A 22,524-nucleotide genomic window follows, 5' to 3' on the forward strand; every position below is an offset into this window, starting at 1 on the left:
ATCGCCGCATGGTCCTGGCCCGGACGAATGCGGGGAGAGTGCGCGGCACCGTCGAAGACGGCATCGCGGTCTTTCGTGGCATCCCATTCGCTGCGCCGCCCGCCGGCTCCCTGCGTTTCGCGGCACCGGTGCCGCCGCAGCCGTGGGACGGCGTGCGAGACGCGCTGACATTCGGTCCGCCGCCTCCGCAGGCAGACGCATTCGGCATGGACCAGTTGGTCTGCGGCGACGATTGGCTGACCCTCAACGTCTGGTCACCCGATCCGAGTCGCGACGTCGGCTTGCCGGTGATGGTGTGGATCCAGGGTGGCGCCTATGCGATCGGGACGTCGGGCCTTCCCGAGTACGACGGTGCGCGGCTCGCGCACGACGGCGTCGTGCTGGTGACGTTCAACTACCGCGTCGGCATCGAGGGGTTCGCGCACATCGACGGTGCGCCCGCCAATCGGGGGCTGCTCGACCAAGTTGCCGCCCTGGAATGGGTGCGAGTCAACATCCACGCATTCGGCGGCGACCCGGCGCGGGTCACCGTGTTCGGCGAATCGGCGGGCGGAGGATCGGTTGCCGCGCTGTTGGTGATGCCTCGGGCAGCGGGACTGTTTCACCGAGCAATCGCGCAGAGCGTCCCGGGAACGTTCTTCACCTCGGAGCTCGCTCGCGACATCGCCGAAGCCTGCGCCGCCGAACTCGGGTTGTCGGCCACGATTGCTGATCTGTCCGTCGTCGACCCTGGCTTGCTGAGTGCTGCGGGCGATGCAGTCGCCGCGAATATCATGGCGCACGTTGACAAATGGGGACAGGCCGCGCACCGATCCATCCTGTTCGCGCCCGTGGTGGACGGTGAGATTCTGCCCACAACGCCGTGGCACCAGCGGCACGACGTCGACATCGTTGTGGGTCACACCCGTGACGAACACCGGCTGTTCATGGCGCTGGAAGGGCTCGACCAGGTCACGTCGGAGCAACTCACATCAGCCATGGAAATCTTCGCGCCGGGGCCGTACCCGCCGGGCGAAACAACCGAGATCTACGAACGGCTGCATTCCGACTGGCTGTTTCGCATGCCGTCGCTGCACCTTGCCGAGCATGCTGCGGCCGCGTACTTCTACGAGTTGACGTGGTCGGGTGTGCTCGGTGCGTGCCACGGCCTCGACGTCCCGCTGGTCTTCGGCAACCTGACGAGCGGGCAGCCTGCTGGGTTGATCGCCGACCGCACCGCAGCCGAAGCGGTCTCGGCTCGCATGCGGGCGGCATGGATCGCATTCGCCACCGACGGCGATCCCGGCTGGCCCACCTTCGACACCGGGCTGGTGCAGATCTTCGACACCGAGTCCGTTGTCGCGCCGTACCCAGAGGCCGAGTCGCGAAAGATCTGGCAGGACTAAACGTTTGCGCCGCTTCCCCTCAGGTAGCCGGCGAAAGGCGCGCTAGAACCTCGTCGTGCAGTGGGCCGTTCGTGGCAACTGCGCTGCCGCCGTGTGGTCCCGCCGAGCCGTCCAAACCGGTGAAGCGTCCACCCGCTTCGCGCACCAGAATGTCGAGGGGTGCAAGGTCCCACAGCGACACCTCGGGCTCACTTGCGATGTCGACGGCGCCCTCGGCGACCAAGCAGTACGGGAAGAAATCGCCGTATCCGCGGACTCGCCAGACGTCGTCGGTGAGGGCGATGAACTTGTCCCGAATACCGCGCTCCTGCCAACCGGACAAGCTCGCAAAGCTGAGACTTGCAGAACCGATCGACGACACGGTCGACACCGAAAGCTGTTTCGGCTCAGCGCCTTCGAACGAACCCCAGGCGCCCGCACCCGAGGCCGCCCACCAGCGCCGCACCAGCGCAGGCGCACTGACGACACCCACGACCGGTACGCCGTCGACCAACAGCGCGATCAGCGTCGCCCAGATGGGAACGCCGCGGACAAAGTTCTTGGTGCCGTCGATCGGATCGACGACCCATTGCCGACCGGAGAACTCGGCCTCGCCGCCGAACTCCTCACCGAGCACCGCGTCGTCCGGTCGTTCGACGGCGAGCACTGCACGAACTGCGCGCTCCACCGCCAGGTCGGCGTCGGAGACCGGTGTCAGGTCGGGCTTGTCGTCTACCTGCAGGTCGAGGGCACCGAAACGAGCGCGGGTGATCGCGTCGGCGTCGTCGGCGATGCGCAGGGCCAACTGGAGGTCTTCGCGGTAATCGGGCACGTCGCAACGCTACCGGGCACAATCTTTTCCATGACCGCACCGGTGCGCTTCGACGTCATCTCGGACATTCAAGGGGATTTTCACGACTTGGACGCCGCGCTCGCCTGGTTCGCCGAGCGCGGTATCGGGGACGCGCTGCTGGTGGTCGGCGACCTCACGCCGAACGGGCACGCCGACGAATATCAAGCCCTGTTCGACCGGCTTGCTGCATCCCCGCACGCCCCGGCGCTGTTCGCGGTCGGCAATCACGATTACTACAACCACGAGTCCAACGACGTGTCCATCGCTCGGTTTCTGGAATTCACCGGGATGCCTGCGATGTACTCGGCGCACGAGGTGGGTGGTGTCACCGTGATTCGCCTCGGCACGCTGGACGGTAGTGAACGCAGCGGGCACTGCGTGATTCTGGGCGACGAGCAGCTGGCCTGGCTCGCCGAGACACTCGATGCTCAGCCGATCGGCAAGCCGGTGTTGGTGATGAGCCATCATGCGTTGCCGCGCACAGTATCCGGCAGTTACGACGACCCGATCACGCAGGCGCCCAAGCTCTACCTCGCGGACTACGCCGAGTCCGATCGGCTCCTGGACATCCTCGGATCGCACCCCGACGTAATGTTTCTCAGCGGCCACACGCACTGGAGTCTCTACCGTTCCGACTGGTTCGCCCGTCGGACAGTGGGGGGCGGTCACGTGAACGGCTTCGCGTGCGTCAACACCGGTGCGGTGCAGCGCGGTTTCGGGCCGAACGGTGCGGGTGGTGAGCAGCCGCTGGAGCTGGAAGAGAACCAGGGCCTGTCCGTGGTGGTCGACGGATCGACGATACGGATTCAGGCCCTGGACTTCCGGCGCGGCAAGGTCATCCGCACCGTCGAGTTTCGGTCAGGCAGCGCCGACTTCGTTGAGCTTGCCGGTGGCGACGTCGAAGACGAAGCCGCGCAATGACGTCGTCTTGGTGATGAACGGGCTGGATTTGATCCGCTCGAGCGACTGACGGACGTCCTCGTCCAAATCGGGGAATGCCTCCGCCGCCCAGGTCGGTTTGATGCCGGTCTCGTCCTGGATGCTGCGCTTGAAGTCGTCGTCGGTGAAGGTGAGCATTCCGCAGTCCGTGTGATGGATGAGGATCACTTCGGTGGTCCCGAGCAGTCGCTGGCTGATCGCGAGCGAGCGAATCTCGTCGTCGGTCACCACGCCGCCTGCGTTGCGAATCACGTGCGCTTCGCCCTCGGCGAGACCCAGGATGCGGTAGACGTCGAGGCGGGCGTCCATGCAGGCGAGGACGGCGACACCCTTGCTCGGTGGCAAGGGGAGAGGTCCGGAGAAGTCGGCGGCATACGCGGCATTGTTTTCGAGGAAGGTGTCGGTGACGGTCATGGGTCGTGCCTCCGGGTAGCTGGGTTCGCACTCGTGCATGTGAGCGCCTCCGGCAACGATCGGACCGCGTGCGACACGGCGCAATGGTTGCAATCACCATGACGGCAAGCCCATCCGTTGCGAGCGCGGTAGCGAAGTCACGACCACCCGTGTTCCTGTGATCTTGCTGATCGAAAACCTCGCTTTCCTGGCAATACGCACAGGAAGGGTGGGTACGGTCGGACTGGATCAGCGATCGGAATCGGGGTGTTTCGATGCCTCCGGCATCACAGCAACGCGTATATCTGCACGTAGGACTACCGAAGACAGGTACCACCTATCTTCAGGACCGGCTGTGGCGTAATCGCGATGCGGCGCAGCGATCGGGGCTGCTCTATCCCGGCGACTTTCAGCAGGCTCATCACCACGCCGCGCTGGAACTCCAACCCACGCGTTACCTGGACTGGGTCGATCCTGCGCACGCCGGCATCTGGGACCGCCTGGTCGATCAAGTTCGCAAGTGGCCGCGCACCTCTGTCATCTCCCACGAACTGTTCGCCACCGTGAGCGCCGAGCGAGCCGCGCAGGTGCTCGACGACCTGTCGTTCGCCGAAGTACACGTGGTGTGCACGGCCCGCGACCTTGGCAGGCAGATCCCATCGGTGTGGCAGGAGAACATCAAGAACCAGCACACGACGACGTTTGCCGAGTTCGTCGCCGACATCAAACGGCCCGGTAGCGCCCCCGGTCGGGAGCCGTTCTGGGAATTTCAGGATCTGCCGCGGATTCTGCGGACCTGGGGTGCGACCGTTCCGGCGGATCGTGTGCATGTGGTGACCGTTCCCGGCCGCGGGTCGTCGCAGCAGATGTTGTGGCAACGCTTCACAGCGACGTTGGGTGTCGACTCGACCCTGCTCGACCGCAAGGTGCCCACCGGTAACCACTCGCTGGGACCGACCCAGTTGGAGGTGCTGCGCCGCGTCAACAGCCACCTCGTCGGGAACGTCGCCTGGTCGCGGTACGAGTCGATGGTCAAAGAACAGTTGATCGGCGCGATGATCGCCGACTCCGAGCGTGGAACGCTGCCATCGCTGTCCGACGACGATCAGCGGTGGGCCGAATCGTTGGCGCACGAATTCATCGACGACATCGCAGCGACCGGATATTCGGTGGTCGGCGATCTCGACGATCTGATCCCGACCCGCGCCGCGGCCGACGCGGTATCCCCACCGAGCGAAGGCGAGGTGCTCGAAGCGACAGTGGAGGCGTTGTCCACCCTGGTGCGAACCGTCCCGTTGCCGCCGGTGCGGGAACGTCCGATCACGCATCTCAAACGCGCAGTTCGGATCCAGCAGCGGAGATTGCAGGCACTGCGCTTACGTCGGGTGCCGCACCGGTAGCCTTGAACCTCGTGCATCCCGACGTTTCCGCAGACCTGGCCGAGCTCGACACCACACTGAAGACAGTCGAGTCGGTTCTCGATGTCGAAGAGCTGCGGCGTCGAATCGACGAGCTGGAACATCAGGCCGCCGATCCTGAGCTGTGGAACGACCAGGACCACGCGCAGCAGGTGACAAGTCAGCTGTCCTACGCCCAGGGCGACCTGCGCCGCGTCGAGAAGCTGCGCGAACGCCTCGACGACATGCCGGTCCTCTACGAGCTTGCAGAAGAAGAGGAAGGCGCCGGCGCCGAGTCCGCACTTGCCGATGCCGATGCCGAGCGCGCGTCGCTGCGTGCCGACATCGAGATGCTCGAAGTGCGCACTTTGCTTTCCGGGGAGTTCGACAAGCGCGACGCGGTGGTCAACATTCGGTCCGGCGCAGGCGGGATCGACGCCGCGGACTGGGCCGAGATGCTGATGCGCATGTACATCCGCTGGGCGGAGAAGCACGGCTACGGCGTCGAGGTCTACGACACGTCCTACGCCGAAGAAGCCGGCATCAAGAGCACCACCTTCGTCGTCAAGACGCCGTATGCCTACGGCACGCTGTCGATCGAGCAGGGCACGCACCGACTGGTTCGGATCAGCCCGTTCGACAACCAGGGCCGACGCCAGACGTCATTCGCCGAGGTCGAGGTGCTGCCGGTCGTCGAAACCACCGATCACATCGAGATTCCCGAAGGCGACATTCGGGTCGACGTCTACCGCTCCAGCGGGCCTGGTGGACAGTCCGTCAACACCACCGACTCCGCCGTTCGCCTCACGCACATACCGACGGGCGTCGTCGTCACCTGTCAGAACGAGAAGTCGCAGCTGCAGAACAAGGTTGCCGCGATGAAGGTGCTGCAGGCCAAACTGCTCGAGCGTAAGCGCCAGGAAGAAAAGGCGGCGATGGAGGAGCTCGGCGCGGGTGGCAACGCCTCGTGGGGCAACCAGATGAGGTCCTACGTGCTGCACCCGTATCAAATGGTCAAGGACTTGCGCACCGAGTACGAGGTCAACAACCCGACCGCCGTCCTCGACGGTGACATCGACGGCTTCATCGAATCCGGCATTCGGTGGCGAATGAGCGAGCAGGCGTAAGTGTCCGTACTCGGGATCGCCCCGACGTCCGACTTCAGCGATTGGCTGCGCTCGCAGGGGCTCGAAGTCGTATTGCTGATACTCGGTGCTGCCCTGGTCGGGCGGTTCGTGACGTGGGCACGGACGCGGATCACCGATCAGATCGACCAGAGTTTCCAACACAGCGATCAGCTGGTGCGTACCGAGTCGGCGAAGCATCGGCAGGCGCTGGCGCAGGTGGCGTCGTGGGTGTTGCTGTCGATCATCTACATCTTGGTCGCGATGGCTGTGCTGAAGCGATTGGGCTTCGAGCTCGCAGGTCTCGTTGCGCCTGCCGCTGTGCTCGGCGCGGCGCTGGGTTTCGGTGCCCAGCGGATCGTGCAGGATTTGCTCGCGGGCTTCTTCATCATCACCGAACGTCAGTACGGGTTCGGCGACGTGGTCGAGGTTGCGGTGACCGGATCGGCCGAGGCGGCGTCGGGCATCGTCGAGGACGTGACGCTTCGGGTCACCAAACTGCGTTCGGCCGACGGTGAAGTGATCATCGTGCCCAACGGTCAGATCGTGAAAGTGACCAACCTGTCGAAGGATTGGGCGCGGGCGGTGGTGGACGTTCCGGTGCCCGCATCGGCCGATATCAACCACGTCAACGAGATCCTGCACGACGTCGGGACCAAGGCGTTTCAGGATCGGCGGCTCAAGCCGTTGCTGCTGGACGAGCCGAGTGTGATGGGCGTGGAGAGCCTGGACATCGATCAGGTCAACATTCGAATGGTGGCGCGGACGTTGCCGGGCAAGCAGTTTCAGGTCGGACGCGATCTGCGCGTCCGGGTGGCGGCGGCCTTGCGGCGTGAGGGGCTTGGATCGGCGGCTGCAGAGATGACGGCTATTCCATTGACGGACGGCGACCAGGCGGGTGATCCGGTATGAAGCCACGCAGGTCGACGCTGATCATGATCGCGGTGTGGATCGCACTGCTCGCGCTGTACTTCCTGGTGCGCCCGACTCCACCCAAGCCTGTCCAGGTTGTCCCGGTCGTTCCTGCCGCAACCGCGCCCGCGGCGGTGGAACCGACGGCTGCGCCCTCAACGACGGTCACACCGACCATTTCGCCCACAACGACCGCGACGAACCCGGGCGGCTAGCCGAGGGTCGTCGGATTCCGAGGTCAGGGCCGCTGAGCAGCTAAGCTGGCTCTCCGTGATCAGCCTCCAGAATGTCTCCAAGTCCTACAAGACGTCCAGCAGGCCTGCTTTGGACAAGGTGAGCGTCGAGGTGGAGAAGGGCGAGTTCGTCTTCATCATCGGTCCGTCCGGGTCGGGTAAGTCGACGTTCATGCGTCTGCTGCTCAAGGAAGAGGCGCCGACGTCGGGCGACATCAAGGTGGCCGATTTTCATGTCAACAAGTTGTCCGGCCGGCGGGTGCCGAAGCTGCGGCAGCGAATCGGTTGCGTGTTCCAGGATTTCCGGCTGCTACAGCAGAAGTCGGTAGAGCAGAACGTCGCCTTTGCCCTCGAGGTGATCGGGAAGCCGCGTTCGGTTATTCAGCGGACCGTTCCCGAGGTGCTGGAACTGGTCGGCCTCTCCGGCAAGGCCGATCGGTTGCCGACCGAACTGTCCGGCGGTGAGCAGCAGCGCGTCGCCATCGCGCGGGCGTTCGTGAACCGGCCGTTGCTGCTGTTGGCGGACGAGCCCACCGGCAACCTGGACCCAGATACCAGCCAAGACATCATGCTGCTGCTCGAGCGGATCAACCGAACCGGAACGACGGTTCTGATGGCCACTCACGACAACCACATCGTCGACTCGATGCGCAGGCGAGTGGTGGAACTCGACCTCGGACGAGTTGTTCGCGACGACGCGAGAGGCGTCTACGGCGTCGGCAGATAGCCGACCCGACAACCACTCCCGCTCTCACTGACACTCGAAGGACAGCGAACCCCTTATGCGCGCTAGCTTCATATTCGGCGAGGTCTTCCGCGGCCTGCGTCGAAACATCACCATGACCATCGCGATGATTCTCACCACCGCGATCTCGCTCGCCCTTTTCGGCGGCGGGTTGCTGGTGGTGCAGATGGCAGGCAAGACGCAGCAGATCTTCCTCGACCGCGTCGAGGTGCAGATCTACCTGACCAACGACGTGTCCGACGGCGACGCCAACTGCGAGCAGGATCTGTGCAAGGGCCTGCGCGCGGCTCTGGAGAGCACGCCCGGAGTGGTTGCTGTCCAGTATCTGAACAAGGCGGACGCGCTGAAGGACGCCAAGGAGCGCACCTTCAAGAACTACCCGGAGTACGGCGACCTGGTCAGCGACAACGCGCTGCCCGCGTCGTTCAAGGTGAAGATGAGTGATCCCGAGCGATACGGAGTCATCTTCGACGCCTTCAACAAACGGCCCGGCGTCGCCAGCATTCTGAATCAGAAGGAGCTGGTCGATCGACTGGTCAGCGTCTTCAACGGCCTGCGCAACGCAGCCTTTGCATTGGCGCTCGTCCAAGCGTTCGCCGCGCTGTTGCTGATCGCCAACATGGTGCAGATCGCGGCGTTCACCAGACGAACCGAAGTCGGGATCATGCGACTGGTCGGCGCGACCCGTTGGTATACGCAGTTGCCGTTCCTCTTGGAGGCGGTGGTCGCTGCGATCATCGGGTCGGTACTCGCCATCATCGGCTTGTTCGTGGCGAAACCGTTGGTGATCGACGGCGTGCTGGGGGACCTCTACAACGTCAACGTGTTCGCCAAGATCACGAATGGCGACATTCTCTTGATCTCACCGGCACTGGCATTGGTAGGCATCGGATTCGCCGCCATCACCGGCTACATCACCTTGCGCCTCTACGTTCGGGAATAAACCACTTGCCCCTGGACCTAAAGTTGTTGGTTGCGGGTGAATGGCACATTCGTTGCGTTGGACCGAACGAATGTGGCATTCACCCACTGATTTTCTGCACCGGTGAGCTGATGAAAGGGGCCCGGATATGAAAGAGAAGGGCCGCAAAGCCATCGCGACCAATCGCAAGGCGCGGCACAACTACTCCATCATCGACGTCTACGAGGCAGGCATAGCCCTGGTCGGGACCGAGGTGAAGAGCCTCCGCGAGGGCAAGGCGTCGTTGGTCGACGCGTTCGCGACCGTCGACGACGGCGAAGTGTGGTTGCGCGGACTCCACATTCCCGAGTTCAGCCACGGCAACTGGACCAACCACGCACCGCGGCGCACCCGCAAGCTCTTGCTGCACAAGCGTGAAATCGAAAGCCTGGTCGGCAAGACCCGGGAGGGCAACCAGACGCTGGTGCCGTTGTCGATGTACTTCTCCGACGGCAAGGTGAAGGTGGAGCTTGCGCTGGCGAAGGGCAAGCAGGACTATGACAAGCGCCAGGACCTGGCCAAGCGCACCGCCGAGCGCGAGGTGACCCGAGAGCTCGGCCGACGCATCAAGGGGATGCGCTGATATCCATCGCGCTCGCTCTGATTGCTGCTGTCGGCTACGGAGTGAGCGACTTCGTCGGCGGTATCGCCTCTCGACGGGTGGCCGCGCTGCGCGTGGTGATCGTGTCGTATCCGATGTCGATCGTGATCGTGGCGGTGATCGCACCGTTCTTCGGCGGATCGCTGACCGTCGAGTCGATCGCCTGGGGTCTCGCGTCCGGCGTTGCAGGTGGCTTGGCCGTCTGGTGGTTCTACCTCGCACTGGCATCCGGGCCGATGGCCGTCGTCTCGCCGCTGACCGCTGTTCTGGTCGCGGGCATTCCAGTCGTCGTCGGCATCGGCATGGGGGAGCGCCCCGGCATTCTCGCGTTCGTCGGCATCGCGTTGGCGCTGGTTGCCGTCGTATTGGTCAGCAAGGAATCGCCCGACGAAACCACCGGCGAGGTGGCAGGCGGACGCGAGATGCGTTTCACCCGAACCGTTGCGTGGTTGACGGTCGGATCGGGCGTCGCGTTCGGCTTCGCCTTCATCTTCCTGCACGAGATCGGCAGCGACGGTGGGCTCTGGCCGCTGTTGGCGTCGCGCATCTCGGCGACCGCGGTGGTGTGGGCCGTCGCGCTGGCAACCTCGCAGTTCTCGCCGCCGCACGGCGAGGTACTGAAGTTGGCGATGTACATCAGCGTGCTCGACGTCGTGGGTAACGCCGCGTTGCTCTACGCGTTCCATGGGTCGTTGTTGTCGCTGGTCAGCGTGATCGGCTCCCTGTACCCGGCGGCGACCGTTCTGCTCGCGATGGTGATGCTCGGCGAACGGGTCGGCCGCCTTCAGCAGGTCGGCATGGTGCTCGCGCTCGCGGCCGTGGGCATGATCGCCGCGGCCTAAGCGGGCAATCCCACGCCCGTGAGTTTCTCGGCCGCGGCCCACAGCTGACGAGCGTTGTCCTTGTTCCGTGCCTGTCGCGGAATCCGCGATGGACCCGTCGGCCCCACCAACCCGAACCGGCCGGTGGGACCGTAGTAGGCGCCGTTGGTCGCCGCGGGATCGGCGGCCGCGAACAAGATCGGCTCCGCACCTTGCTGCACCTCCTGCGACGGCAGGATCGTCAAGCTGTTGAGCAGCGACATCTTCGGCTTGTCGCGACTGAGAGTTGCGCCGGCGGTCTGCAGGTTGGTGTTGGTGTAGCCGGGGTGCGCGGCCGTGCTGAGTAGATTCCAGCGGCGTTCGTCGACGATGTCCGCCAGACGCAGCGTCAGCATCAGATCCGCCAACTTCGACTGCGCGTACGACAAATTGGGGCTGTAGCGGCGCTCCCACTGCAGATCGTCGAAGCGGATCTTCCCGTACATCGCGGTGCCGCTGCTCATCGTCGCAACACGTGGATTCGGAGCCTCCAGCAACGACGGCAGCAGTCGCATGGTCAGCGCGAACGGTCCGAGAAAATTGCTGCCGAGCTGCAATTCGAAGTTGTCCGCAGTGGTGTGACGTTCGGGCGGCGCCATCACGCCCGCGTTGTTGATCAGCAGGTCGAGCGGCGTGGTGATGCCGTCGGCGAATTCTTGGACCGACGCCAGGTCGGCGAGGTCGATGCGACGGACCTCCAGCTTCGCGTCGGGGTGCTCGGCCAATATTTCGGCCTTGGCTGCCTCGCCTTTGGCGACGGTGCGCACCGCCATGACGACGTGCGCTCCGGCCGCGGCGAGGCGTGCGGTCGCCTCTTTGCCGGTGCCGCTGTTGGCTCCGGTGACGACGGCGATCTTGCCCGACTGATCGGGGACTGTATACATGCTGAACTCCTAATAGACCGTTGGTCTGTTGCTGAATCAGGCTAACAGACTGGCGGTCCCTTCACAATAGACCGATGGTCTGAAATGATGGCGGCATGACTCAGTTCAAGCGAGCGCGCAGTGCTGAACAACGAGAGGCTCGGCGCCAGACGATTCTCGACACCGCGGCGTCGATGTTGGCCGAGATGGCCGTCTCTGACTCGAGCTTGAACGAGCTCGCGCGTCGTGTCGGTTTGGCGAAGTCGAACGTGCTGCGCTACTTCGAGTCTCGCGAGGCGGTGCTGCTCGAACTGCTCGACGAGGCGTGGCAGGAATGGACGCTCGCCCTCGGTCACGACCTCGCGGCGGCCTCGGGCTCGGTCGATCAGCGCTGCGATCAGGTCGCGAAGATCATCGTCGACTCGCTCGAGGCGCGGCCAGTGCTGTGCGACCTGCTCGGGGCGCAGGCGAGCGTGCTCGAACGCAATGTCTCGCCGGCAATCGCTGCGAAGTACAAGCGATCGGCGATGGCGAATGCATCTGCGCTCGCGGCCTCGATCGACCGGGCGATCCCTGAACTGGGCGAGTCGTCGTTCACATTCGTTGCGGCAGCGCTCATGTCGACAGGCGCGATCTGGACGCACACCCAGCCGTCGGCCGCGATGATCGCCGCCTACGAGCAGGAACCCGACCTTGCCGTGATGCGAATGGAGTTCGGCGAGAGCCTGAGAGACCTGCTCAGGGTGATCCTCGCCGGCCTCCTCGCACGCCCGGTCTAGCTAGTCACGATGTCCTTGCCGTCGGCGGCTGTGACGTTGACCCCGGACAGGTCCAACTCGCCTGTCAGATGAACCGCGTCGGAGCCCTTGCCCTCGGCGCTGATGCCTCCGGCGACGGTCAGCGTGTCGATGTTGCCTTCGATCTCGACGGTGACAACGTCGTCGCCCTTGGTCTTGATCTGACCGCCGACGCTCACCGTACCGATGTGTCCGCCCGGCTTCACGCTCAGCGCGATCGCCTTGAGCGTCATCTGCACGCCTTTGACCAGGCTCTGTCCTTCGCCACCATCGGTGGTCAGGTCGCCTGCGATCTCCAGTTTCGGCAGTTCCTTGCTCACCTGCACGCCCACCGATCCGTCACCGTGCGTCACCAGCGAGTGGAACGACGCATGTTCCAGCGAGCCGTCGTAGACGTTGAATGCACGGGCTCCTGGCCCGTTGGTGACGATCGGTGCCTGTACATCGAGGCGACCGGTGTCGCCGAAGTTCACGAAGCCGATGCCGCTCGGGCCGTTGGACGTGACGGGCGCCTTCGCGGTCCAGTTGGTTACCGCGCCCCAGGTGTCGAGCACCATGTCGTTCTGTCCGTTGGTGGTGACCGGGCCTTCGTTGATCACCTCGTCGACGTACGCGCCGCCGATCACGAACACCCCGCCGCTGATCAAATCCGGTGTGCCACTGGCGATGCCGCCGTCGGTGTGAATCTCGCCGGTGGTCAGGGTGCTCACGTGCAGTGTTCCGCCGTCGGCCGCGCCGTCCCAATCCGTATGGCCTGCAACGAAGACACCACTCCCGCGCACCGGTGTGGCCTCTGTGCCTGCCGCGATGTTTCGTAGCTCGGCGGTGATGTCGACGGCCTTGTCCGCCTGCCGGTTCCAGAGTGTGAATCCGCCCTGCAGTGCGTCGACGCCGAAGCCGTGCGGGCGCTCGGTTCGCCCACGGACATCTGCGGATTCGACGGTGACGCCATCGGCAACGACGTGTCCGGCGCGGATCGAATCGCGCGCCTCGAGAAGAATCTGTCCGATGGTGCGCACGTTGCGCAATGTCAGCGTGCCAAGAGTGGAGACGCTGGGATCGTTGAGGATGGCGACCTCGGTGTCGCGCGTTTCGATCGATATGTCTTCGAGAGTGTTGTCAGTGGTGAGGCGAACGCCCTTCGCCTTGAACACCAAGGTCCCGCCGCGCAGTGACACGCCGGGACCGAGCGTGATCATGGGTGAGTCGGAGATCTCGCCGCTCACCTCGATCTGCTGCACGCCGTTCTTCAGCGCGTCTGCGAGTTCGGCCGCATCACGCACAACCTGCCAATCGGACATTCAAGTCTCCTGACGTTCGGACGGGATCTGCTTCGACGTAGACAACGGTAGCTGCCCGCCGTCAACGGATAACCGCCGGTCAGCAACCCTGCGACACCGCCGACGCATAATCGGGATGATTCCGGCGGAGCGACGCGTTAGACTCGACAGTCCAGCAAAGTGCTGGAACGTACGGGGCTGAACGGTTTCGACTTTGTACGTGGATTCAGGGGAAGCGTGTCGGTGCAGGCAAGAGACCACCGTAAGCGTCATTGCAACCAATTAAGCGCCGATTCCAATCAGCGCGACTACGCACTCGCTGCCTAAGTAGCGACTGCGTGTCTGTCAGTCCGGGCTCGCCCTCGGTCCGGGTACTGGCATCAGCTAGAGGGCTTTACCTACCGACTCGGTCACGGAGTCGGACGGGACATCAAACAGTGACTGGGATCGTCATCCGAGCTTGTTCGCGAGACCCGGAGATTCAAGTAGAGACCTAGCGAACTGCACACGGAGAAGCCCTGGTGAAACGGCGGAGGACCCGGGTTCGATTCCCGGCAGCTCCACTTGAACAGGAACCCGCAGGTCAGAGACCTGCGGGTTCCTGCTCTTTTCGGGGCAACGAGCACGGAAAGCCGTCTACCTGCGGTTTTGAATGTTCGGTGGGTTCGATTCTCGGCAGGTCTCATGCGGTGGGTCGGTCGGCCTGACACTCGGCGTTTCCGCATCACTGTCGCGTTGTGCCTGTACGTGGCTGATTAGGGCACGTGCCAGCTTCGCCAGGCCAGGCTCCTGACGCGGTCTGCTGACCACTGCTATCCGCAGTTCCTTCTTTTGCCGGTTACTCGTCGGCTTTTCACGCCAATCCTCCGCCCTCTTGTGGGTAGGCGCCCGTGACCACTTAACCGCATGAGGTGTCGTGGGCTGCGGGAGGGACTGGTGGAGGATCCGGTGACAGTGACCTGCCCCAACGGATCCTGCATCAGTCCCTATGATCGCGTCCGTTCGCAGCGATGCCGGGGGAAGCTGTGGCCTGCCGCTTCGGGGAAGGCAAGCTCGGAACGGCGATGGACACAGGAGCGTTGTCGGTAGGCTCCGCTAACCTGCTGGTGTGGCAACGACGAGAGGGAGTCGACGCCATCGGTCGATCTGTAGAGCGGCAATGAGTCCTGGGAGTGGATGGTGAAGGGTCAGCACGTCCAGCTGTCCGACAGCCGGCTTATCGGTGAGCAGATGGCGAGGTGCGGTTTCGGTTCGGGCCACCGCGCGAGCGGTGGTGGCGGGTATGCGGCTCTGACCGCGGACCTGATCGTCCACTTCAACAAGGTGCCGCTGCACATGTCCGACCTGGAGTTCCCGAACCTGGCTCACCATGGGCCGGGCTTGTGGGCGCTACTCGGCCAGGTAATGCCCAACGACGAAGATCGCCGAGCGAAACTCGCTCAGGTTGCCCCAACACCGTGGTTCGGCTCGCAAGCCAGCGAGCTACGAGTTCACGCCGGGCCCGATAGGGAGAAGTAGTCCTTCGGCAATGGTTGGGTCAACACACGAGGACAACCCGATTCAGGCCAACGAACCGTCAGGTGGAGCGGCGATGAGCCCGTACGCCACTGGTGGAGGCGGCGTCACCTTTGAGCGCAAGGTTGCTGTCTACTATCTCGCCCGCATGCTGACTGGCCTGGGATGCACGGAGTTGGGCGACGGCCGTATGGTTGCGCGAGTCGCCTTTCAGCAGGCACCCGAACACTCAGTCGACGACTTGGTCATTCATGCCAAGAGATCCGACGAGAATGATCCCTCGCTGGTCTTCGCGCTCACCGTTCGGCGCGCCCCGAATATCGTCAAGAGCGATGCCAAAGCGCAGAAGCTGATCGGCTCGCTGCTCGCCGAGCTGGACAGTGGCGTCGGCGAGAACGTAGAGCATCGAGTCGGACTCGTCGTCGCTGGTTATCAGAACCATGCAGCGCAGCTGGCCACACTTGCCGACCTCGCGCGCGGTCAGTCCGACCCGGCGGCATTCGGCGCGCTTGTGGACGAACCGGAACGCTTCGACCGGTCGATTCGGGATCGCTTGGATCATGTCCGAGCGCTGGTGAAGGCTGCGATCCAGGATCCCGACGGCGTCGTGCCGGACGATTCGACTGTCGCTGAACGGACGTGGCTTCTTCTGTCTCAACTTGAAGTGCTCATGCCTCGATTCGAGTCGCCCGACGACTCAGATTGGGCGAGCGTGGCGAATGATCTGATCACCGATTCGCGCACTGGTGACCTCGCTGGGGCAATCGCCTTGCGCGATCGGATGGCTGTGCTAGCAGCGGCGTACGCACCAATCGCGGCCGACATCGATCTCGACCTATTGCGCCGCGCCGCCCACTATCAGATTGCGTCCTCGACTCGACGCCATCAGGACGCCTGGCAAGTTCTCGGCGGGCTGCAATACCGCGCCGCTGCGGCCGTTCGCAGCCGGGTGACGTCATCCGACGGGAACAATGAACTGCACATCAATCGCAGTGCGATCGTAAGTGGGTACCGGGAGTTTGCTGCCGCAAATCCCGTCGTGATCGTTCATGGCGAGTCGGGTGTTGGGAAGAGCGCGCTCGTGGTTGAGGCTGCACTGACGGACAACGAATCCGACGACGCGCAGGCGCTGGTAGTCAACCTGCGCCATTTACCTGTGACGGTTCTCGAACTGGAGCAGGCGCTCGGCCTTCCGCTTGCGGCTGTGCTGGCAGAGATGAGCGCACCTGACCGTCTACTTGTTGTCGACGCGGCCGACGCGGTAGCTGAGGGCAAGTCTGAGCACCTTCGCTACCTGGTGGATTCAGCACGCCACAGCAGCGTCCGAGTCGTCGCGCTGACGACCAACGACGTGAGAAAGCTGGTCCATGACGAAGTCGCTGCGCGGTGCACCGACAAGGTCATGGACTACGAGATTCCCGCGCTGATCGATTCGGAAATCGACGAGCTGGCGGCAACCTTCCCTGAGCTAGCAGCACTCGCGGCAGACGTCCACGCCCGAGAGCTGCTCCGGCGACTGGTAGTCGTCGATCTGCTTATTCGCGGTGGTGTCTCAGGGATCCCTGTGACTGATGGCGACGCCATGGAGCAGGTCTGGGCCGGGCTCGTCCGACGGCACGAACAGACAGACCGCGGCGCCCCCGATGCGCGCGACACGGCAATGCTGCGCTTGGCAGACCTGGCGATTACCGGCTCAGATCCGCTACCCGTCGTAGGCACACTCGACGGCAATGCGCTAACGGGACTTCGGCGAGATGGACTCCTGCAGACTGCGGCCAGCCAGCGATTCAAGATTGGCCCCGAGTTTGCCCACGACGAAGTACGACGCTACGCCGTGGCCCGCCTTGTATTGGCTGATGACGATCCGACGGTCAGGCTCCTGGCTGCGGGCATGCCGCGATGGTCACTTGGCGCTGCGCGGCTGGCTTCCCAGTTGTACCTGGCAGCACCTGACACGCCGGACAACCCTTCGCGCGGCCGATTCGCGCGCCTACAGAAATCATTTGACAGAGTTGTCGCTGCCGACCATGGGGAGCGCTGGAGTGATGTGCCAGGGGAGGCCCTGCTCTCGCTTCCAGACGCCGGTGCAACCTTGGCCGACGCCTGGGTCGAGTTATGCGCTCACAACAAGGCCGGACTGCACCGCCTGTGCCGATTGCTCGATCAACGGTTTCGCGACGCCAACCACCTTGTCCACCTCCCAGCAGTAGAACCGCTGATCGCCCAACTCCTCAGCGATGCGGTGCAGTGGCTCGGCGACAAGAAGCTCCAAGTGCTCGTGCGTGATTGGCTGCGGTCTTTGATCGCCGCCAATGCTGCCGAGGGCAATGAGCTGCGCGTCTATCTCCGGACGCAGCTCGTGGCTCGTTGTGGAGCAGCAGACGAGCGCCAGCAGAAAGAACGTGAAGCAGCAGAGGCGCGGCTCGCGGCCCGTACTCCGGAGGAGGTGAAACGGGATCGCGAACGCTCGACGCGAAGCGCGATGTTTGGCGAGATTGGTTATCCACAAAGCCGCCGTCGTCGGAGACGGGAACTGCCACGAGAGATTACCGACGAGGTCGTGGTCGAGTTGTTGGCTCTGCTGGGTCCTGATCTCGGCGATGAGGGCGAGCAGATCCTACGCCGGATCGCGACAGACGAGCCGGCCCGACTTCGTCCAGCTGTCGAAGGGGTATTCGCTGGCCGCGCGTCGGCGGCTCGTCAGCGCGGCTTCTTGGCGGACATTACCGAGGCCTACTACCTCGACGACGAGGAGGACGGGTCAGGGTTCCACGAGGACGGGATCCGAGATCACGAATACCACGGATTGGGAGTGCCCTTCGCTGCCTGGTATTACGGACCGTTCAGCGTATTGCTGCAAACTGATTTTCGCGGCGGCGTGCGAGCAATCAACAAGTTGCTGAACCACGCGGCGCTCGTACGCGCGCGGACCCTTGCCGGTCTCGGCGACAATGGCCGCGCACCAGCAGACAAGGAACTCGATAACTACAGCACGGAACTGAAGATCACGGGTGTCGCAGGAATATACTTAGGCGATGCCCACGTCTGGGCGTGGTACCGAGGAACCAGTGTTGGGCCCTACCCATGTATGAGTGCCCTCCAAGCCCTTGAACGTGTCTGCGACCAGTTCATTGAGGCTGGTGCCGAGATCGGCACTCTCATCGCCATCCTGCTCGACGAATGCGAGAACTTGGCGATGGTGGGCTTCGTCGTTGGCCTCCTCGTTCGCCATCTCGAAAAGAGCGACAGGCTGCTTGATCCGTACCTCTCCGAGCCACTGATCTGGCACCTTGAGTTCGGCAGGGTGGCGAGTGATGCGAGCGGGCTTGCAGCATCGTCGGAAGGCGTCGTTGGCGGGGAACGGCGACGGTGGTCGCTCCGCGAGGCCGCGATGATGCTCGTGCTTCGGGCCGACGAGGAGCGCGCGGACGACCTCCGCCGACTCGGCGAGGTGCTCGTTGAGAGAGCAGAGCAAGAGATTCGAGCGGCCGTCGGCGCTGGCGACGAGGTAACGATCGAGCGGGAGCTGGTAAGCGTTCGCGGCTGGGCGAGCGGTATGGACCGCAGCACATACAGTGCCGAGCTGACCGAAGACGGGCAGCTCATGATTCAGAGCACGCCTTCGCGCGCGCTTCTCGATGCGCTAGATGCCGGAAGCGTGGATATCCGGCGCGTGCAGGAAGCCACCCGGCTGTCGGTGGCGTACTACATCAACCTAAAGAAGGGTGCCGCCGAACCATGGACAGCCGACGTCCTGGTCGCCGACTTGGCGGCCGCGAAGCAATTGCTCGATGACACACCCGTGCTGGGCGCTGGGGGACAGTGGGACGCCCCTGCGGCAGTTGCTGCCGTTGCCTTGGAAGCGCACCTTATCGACGGCGTAGTGCTTCCCGAAGACTCACTGCTGTTCGCAGCCGAAACTATTGTGTCAATTGCTGAGTTGGAAGACCAAGGCCGTCGGTTCGAGTCGGAGGAGGCGTACTTCGAGCAGGGTGCCGATCGGGTGGCAGCGCGTGTCCTGCCCTTGCTGATGACGCCGGCTGCCGATCGGGTGCGCGCCTTGATGGACGCCGATGACGGATCCCGCGCGTTCGCTGAGGTCGTCGCGGGCGCGAAGGCCCTTGCCGCCGCGTTGCCGAACGAAGTCCGCGTCCATCTTGCCCGTGGCCTCGATCACGTATGGCAGGCGCCGTGTTCGGACTCCGCGTTGTGTCATCACGAGGCGGCATTCGACATTGTCCTCGAGAGCATGCGGGATGCTGGATTTGGTCCTTGGGATCCGGAAACGGGGAGGCGAGCCCCTGTTCGGCTGGCAGATCCAATAGCCGAGCCACTGCGAGGCTTGGCCGACGATGCTATCTACTTCCATCGGCTCGACGCTGCATTGCGCGCTCTCGCTCCGGCATCGGTCGCCAGCATCTGCGTTTCTGATCGTGCCAAGGAATTGTTTGCTGTCGTCCTCAGCACGCAGCGGAGAGCACTGCTGTCTGATGAGCGGGATATGGATGATCGCGGCACGCACGCACTCGTTGCAGCGCGGGCCCTTCTGGCCATCATTGAGGGCGGGGACGACGCTGAGCTGTTCAATCACCTGGATGCTTTCGCTGACAGGTCAGATCTTCTCGGTGCGTTCATCCGCGCTGTCTCTGCCGCAGGTGAAGAGTCCACGGCCCGAGCGGCGGTCGCAGCACGCATATGGCCGGATCTTGTCAAACGGGTGCTGTCGTACCAAGACGACCATCAGCCCTTTGACGGCGGGCATTCTGGCGACTACACACGCGCGGCGCTGATACCGAATCTGGCTGGGGAGGTCGCCTACCTCTATCCCGAGCTCACCGCTACGCCTATTGTTTGGTGGGACCCGAATGCGCTCAGTGCAACTGTCAGGGAATGGCTGCCAGGTGCGCGTGGCGATGCGACGTGCGTGGATCACCTGATCAGCTTCATTTACGCACTAGGCTCGGAGGATCAGGTACTCGTCGGGTTGCCGTGGGTCGCCGATCTGGTGAGGGACAGCGCAGAGGACATCGCCCATCGGAGCTTTCTGTTATCGAGCTGGCTGATTGAGATCCGTCCGGCGGTCATAGACAAAACAGCCCTCGCCACCTGGCAGCAGTTGGTCGACGCGCTGGTCGTAGCTGGCGATTCGAAGCTCGCGCCGTACTCGCTGTAGTCAGATTGGCAGTCTGAGCGGACGGAGGTTTACCCTGCGTAGTGGGCAGCCGACTCGCGGGGCTGTCCGCCCTGCGGTCGGATCGCCACCCCTGCATCCCGTAGCACCTTCGCACCCTCCGCTTGGCCATCCGGTGCTCGGCCTTCAGTTGCACCATGGAGGCGCCGGCTTCGTACTTGGCCACGATCTCGGCGATCTCGCCGGGTCCACCTGCTTCTTCGAGCCGCCGGAGGCGCGTTGTTTCGGGGCTGTCGATCGGCGTAGTCCGGCCTTCTGGAGGCGTTTACGCAGTTCGGAGAGGTCTTGGAGCAGGTCGGTCTGTTTCGAGTAAGTTCCCGCCATGTCCACCCCAACGCTCAGGCCCGGTCCACTCGGACCGGGCCTGAGTCGTATTCAGCCCAACACCCGCCGCGCATAGTCGTTCGTGAACACGCGCTCCGGATCGAGCCGATCGCGTACTGCGGCAAAGCGATCCCATTCCGGATAGCGGTGACGCAGCGTTTCTGCCGTCTGGAAATGCCGCTTGCCCCAATGTGGTCGGCCGCCGAACGAATCGAAGAGCTTCTCGATCGCTCGGAAGTACGGCTCCCACGGCATTCCCTCGAACACATGCACTGCGATGTAACAGGTTTCACGACCACCCGCAGGGGAGAGGTAGGCGTCGTCCGGTGCCACCCACCGCACCTCGATGGGGAACGACACGTCGAATTCGGGTCGTTCGGCGATCTCTTTGACTTCGCGAATCGCGTCGACCGCGTTCTCGCCGGGCAGCGCGTATTCCATCTCCGCCATCCGAACCAGCCTGGGAGTGGCGAAGATTCGGTACGAGCGTTCGATCCGATGGCTGCGCCCCGCGAAGCGAGAAGCTGTGCGATTGATCGTCGGAATAAGTCCGGGACGCGCCCGACCGAGGCGGCAGACGGCTTCGAGAGCATGGTTCTGGACGAATCTGTCGTTGAGCCACGCCACCGCCGGCGGGCGGGAGCGCTCCACGCTGTCGGTGCGATTGTTGCGCTTGGTCAATGCGATGGGGCTGTGCGGAAACGAGAAGAATTCGAAATGGTCGTTGCCGTCGACGTACGAATCGATATCGCGCAGAACATCTTCCAGTGGAATCGGCAGTTCGATCGCTTCCAGCACGAATGCTGGGACCGTCTCGAGAGTGACCGCCGTGACAACGCCGAGCGCGCCCACGCTCACGCGCGCCGAGCGCCAGGCCTCGGGGTCACGGCCTGCGTTCACCTCGACGATGGAACCGTCGGCAAGCACGAGTTCGATCGAGTGCAGTCCGGCCGACAGGTTCTGCAGTCTCACACCCGTGCCGTGCGTTCCAGTCGCCGTTGCGCCGGCGACGGACTGACTGTCGATGTCGCCGAGATTCGGCAGCGCCCGGCCGTGTTCGTGCAAGATCGGGCTGAGTTCGTGCAACGTCATTCCGGCTTCGACGCGGACCAGGCCGGACTCGGTGTCGATATCGAGAACGCGATTCATGCGGTCGAGCGACAGCAATGTCCCGTCCGTCAGCACGGTGTCGGTGAACGAGTGTCCCGCGCCTGCCACCCGAACCGTTCGACCCGCGCGAGCAGCCAGTTGGACGCGCTCCGCCACCTCGTCACGCGAGGTCGGACGTAAGAATTCGGAGGGGTGGCACAACTGGTCTCCGGCCCAGTTGGTCCACGTGTTGGTCATGGGTCCAACTTTAGATCCCCGCGGCCTCCGGCGGTATCAGCGCCTCCGGCTCATGCAACCCGCTTTGGCCATTTCGACCTCGGAATCGGAGAGCGGGCGACCGGGCAGCGGCGGTCGAGTGGTCGGATCGGCGCGAAGTCCGTCGAGCATGAGGGCGAAGTACCGGCGCCACACCTCGGAATTGACGTTTCGAGCAAAGTCGGCGATGGCCTCCACCATGTGGATCAGCGCAAGGAAATCGCCGGACTCGACGTCCGGTCGCAGGGCGCCCGACTGACGAGCTCGATCGACGATCTTCTCGACGGCAGGCTGCACCCGCTCCCGCATGCACGCGACGCGTTCGAGACCGTTGTCCATTCCGAGGACCACTTCGCCGAAACCGCGGTTGATCGCCATGTTCCGGCATGCGTACTCGAAGAACTGCACGAGGGCGTCCCACGGATCCGGATTGTTGAACGCCAGCTCGGCCTGCTCGGCCAAATTCTGGATGTTGTGATCGAAAACGCCGTCGATCAGCTCTTGTTTGTTCGCGAATCGGCGGTAGACCGTGCCGACACCGACGCCGGCATGTTCAGCGACGTCGTCGAGGGTGATGTCCAGGCCGCGGGTGGCGAACAATTCACGCGCTGAGCTGAGGATTCGCTGCTGATTTCGCGCAGCGTCCGCTCGCAGACGACGGGTCGCTGTGCCTTCGGCTGGGCTGGCGGTGACGGGATTCACAAGGCCATTCTAGCAAGTTTTCAAATTAAGTGGAGGCGCTTCCTCCGTTCTCGTGCTACGTTCGATCCAGTAAGTGGAGGAAACACCTCCACCTAGCGATTCGAG

The 22,524-nt window shown here is 63.7% G+C and carries 19 protein-coding genes and 1 other RNA gene; 14 read left to right on the forward strand and 6 right to left on the reverse strand.

The genetic code is table 11. The features are described from left to right. Positions 1-8: 8 nt before the first annotated feature. Positions 9-1,385, forward strand: a complete 1,377-nt coding sequence (locus tag FOY51_RS05770; protein WP_149429230.1) for a carboxylesterase/lipase family protein — start codon at positions 9-11, stop codon at positions 1,383-1,385. Between the two features lie 19 nt (positions 1,386-1,404). Here the strand turns inward: FOY51_RS05770 and hisN are convergent, their stop codons facing one another. Continuing rightward, entirely contained in the window at positions 1,405-2,196 is a 792-nt protein-coding gene (gene hisN / locus FOY51_RS05775; protein WP_149429231.1) for a histidinol-phosphatase, read from the reverse strand. 30 nt (positions 2,197-2,226) lie between these two features. On the opposite strand from hisN, the gene FOY51_RS05780 reads away from it, so the two are divergent. Beyond that, the gene (locus FOY51_RS05780; RefSeq protein WP_149429232.1) at positions 2,227-3,138 is read left to right on the forward strand and encodes a metallophosphoesterase family protein; all 912 of its coding nucleotides are present in this window, start codon (positions 2,227-2,229) and stop codon (positions 3,136-3,138) included. Here the strand turns inward: FOY51_RS05780 and FOY51_RS05785 are convergent. Beyond that, on the reverse strand, positions 3,076-3,570 hold the full coding sequence (locus FOY51_RS05785; protein ID WP_149429233.1) for a beta-class carbonic anhydrase: 495 nt from the start codon (positions 3,568-3,570) through the stop codon (positions 3,076-3,078). The genes FOY51_RS05780 and FOY51_RS05785 overlap by 63 nt on opposite strands. Before the next feature lie 254 nt (positions 3,571-3,824). Here FOY51_RS05785 and FOY51_RS05790 point away from each other — a divergent pair, with 254 nt between their 5' ends. The 8 genes from FOY51_RS05790 to FOY51_RS05825 all read left to right on the forward strand — a co-directional run bounded on the left by FOY51_RS05790 (position 3,825) and on the right by FOY51_RS05825 (position 10,364). Beyond that, positions 3,825-4,949, forward strand: coding sequence for a sulfotransferase family protein (locus FOY51_RS05790; protein ID WP_149429234.1), 1,125 nt, complete (start codon positions 3,825-3,827; stop codon positions 4,947-4,949). An 11-nt stretch (positions 4,950-4,960) separates the two neighbouring features. Further along, a complete protein-coding gene (gene prfB, locus FOY51_RS05795) occupies positions 4,961-6,073 on the forward strand; it encodes a peptide chain release factor 2 (protein ID WP_149429235.1) in 1,113 nt (370 codons plus the stop codon). Then, positions 6,074-6,982 (forward strand): mechanosensitive ion channel family protein, encoded by a 909-nt coding sequence (locus FOY51_RS05800; RefSeq protein ID WP_187776192.1) that lies wholly within the window; start codon positions 6,074-6,076, stop codon positions 6,980-6,982. Beyond that, positions 6,979-7,197, forward strand: a complete 219-nt coding sequence (locus FOY51_RS05805; protein WP_149429236.1) for an Rv3103c transmembrane domain-containing protein — start codon at positions 6,979-6,981, stop codon at positions 7,195-7,197. The genes FOY51_RS05800 and FOY51_RS05805 overlap by 4 nt, the downstream gene beginning before the upstream one ends. Positions 7,198-7,252: 55 nt before the next feature. Further along, positions 7,253-7,942, forward strand: a complete 690-nt coding sequence (gene ftsE / locus FOY51_RS05810) for a cell division ATP-binding protein FtsE (protein ID WP_149429237.1) — start codon at positions 7,253-7,255, stop codon at positions 7,940-7,942. A 55-nt stretch (positions 7,943-7,997) separates the two neighbouring features. After that, positions 7,998-8,903 (forward strand): permease-like cell division protein FtsX, encoded by a 906-nt coding sequence (gene ftsX, locus FOY51_RS05815; RefSeq protein WP_149429238.1) that lies wholly within the window; start codon positions 7,998-8,000, stop codon positions 8,901-8,903. Positions 8,904-9,030: 127 nt separating this feature from the next. Beyond that, positions 9,031-9,504 (forward strand): SsrA-binding protein SmpB, encoded by a 474-nt coding sequence (gene smpB / locus FOY51_RS05820; protein WP_149429239.1) that lies wholly within the window; start codon positions 9,031-9,033, stop codon positions 9,502-9,504. Then, positions 9,501-10,364, forward strand: a complete 864-nt coding sequence (locus FOY51_RS05825; RefSeq protein ID WP_149429240.1) for a DMT family transporter — start codon at positions 9,501-9,503, stop codon at positions 10,362-10,364. The genes smpB and FOY51_RS05825 overlap by 4 nt, the downstream gene beginning before the upstream one ends. On the opposite strand, the gene FOY51_RS05830 is transcribed toward FOY51_RS05825, so the two are convergent. Further along, positions 10,361-11,266: an SDR family oxidoreductase gene (locus tag FOY51_RS05830; RefSeq protein WP_149429241.1), complete on the reverse strand. Its 906-nt coding sequence runs from the start codon at positions 11,264-11,266 to the stop codon at positions 10,361-10,363. The genes FOY51_RS05825 and FOY51_RS05830 overlap by 4 nt on opposite strands. A 95-nt stretch (positions 11,267-11,361) precedes the next feature. On the opposite strand from FOY51_RS05830, the gene FOY51_RS05835 reads away from it, so the two are divergent. Next, positions 11,362-12,024 (forward strand): TetR/AcrR family transcriptional regulator, encoded by a 663-nt coding sequence (locus FOY51_RS05835; RefSeq protein ID WP_149429242.1) that lies wholly within the window; start codon positions 11,362-11,364, stop codon positions 12,022-12,024. On the opposite strand, the gene FOY51_RS05840 is transcribed toward FOY51_RS05835, so the two are convergent. Continuing rightward, positions 12,021-13,343: a hypothetical protein gene (locus FOY51_RS05840; protein WP_149429243.1), complete on the reverse strand. Its 1,323-nt coding sequence runs from the start codon at positions 13,341-13,343 to the stop codon at positions 12,021-12,023. The genes FOY51_RS05835 and FOY51_RS05840 overlap by 4 nt on opposite strands. A gap of 173 nt (positions 13,344-13,516) precedes the next feature. Here FOY51_RS05840 and ssrA point away from each other — a divergent pair. The 3 genes from ssrA (at position 13,517) to FOY51_RS05855 (ending at position 20,010) form a co-directional block, all read left to right on the forward strand. After that, positions 13,517-13,888: a transfer-messenger RNA gene (gene ssrA / locus FOY51_RS05845) on the forward strand. Between the two features lie 613 nt (positions 13,889-14,501). Further along, on the forward strand, positions 14,502-14,840 hold the full coding sequence (locus FOY51_RS05850) for a M48 family metallopeptidase (RefSeq protein ID WP_149429244.1): 339 nt from the start codon (positions 14,502-14,504) through the stop codon (positions 14,838-14,840). Between the two features lie 73 nt (positions 14,841-14,913). Beyond that, positions 14,914-20,010: a P-loop NTPase family protein gene (locus tag FOY51_RS05855; RefSeq protein ID WP_149429245.1), complete on the forward strand. Its 5,097-nt coding sequence runs from the start codon at positions 14,914-14,916 to the stop codon at positions 20,008-20,010. Between the two features lie 393 nt (positions 20,011-20,403). Here the strand turns inward: FOY51_RS05855 and FOY51_RS05860 are convergent, their stop codons facing one another. Both FOY51_RS05860 and FOY51_RS05865 read right to left on the reverse strand, forming a co-directional pair. After that, on the reverse strand, positions 20,404-21,699 hold the full coding sequence (locus FOY51_RS05860; protein WP_149429246.1) for a D-arabinono-1,4-lactone oxidase: 1,296 nt from the start codon (positions 21,697-21,699) through the stop codon (positions 20,404-20,406). 36 nt (positions 21,700-21,735) lie between these two features. Next, complete coding sequence (locus FOY51_RS05865) at positions 21,736-22,419, reverse strand: TetR/AcrR family transcriptional regulator (RefSeq protein WP_235916137.1); 684 nt, start codon at positions 22,417-22,419, stop codon at positions 21,736-21,738. Positions 22,420-22,524: the final 105 nt, after the last annotated feature.

Origin of the sequence: Antrihabitans cavernicola, from assembly GCF_008297975.1 — a bacterium.
In the GTDB taxonomy this organism is placed as follows: domain Bacteria; phylum Actinomycetota; class Actinomycetes; order Mycobacteriales; family Mycobacteriaceae; genus Antrihabitans; species Antrihabitans cavernicola.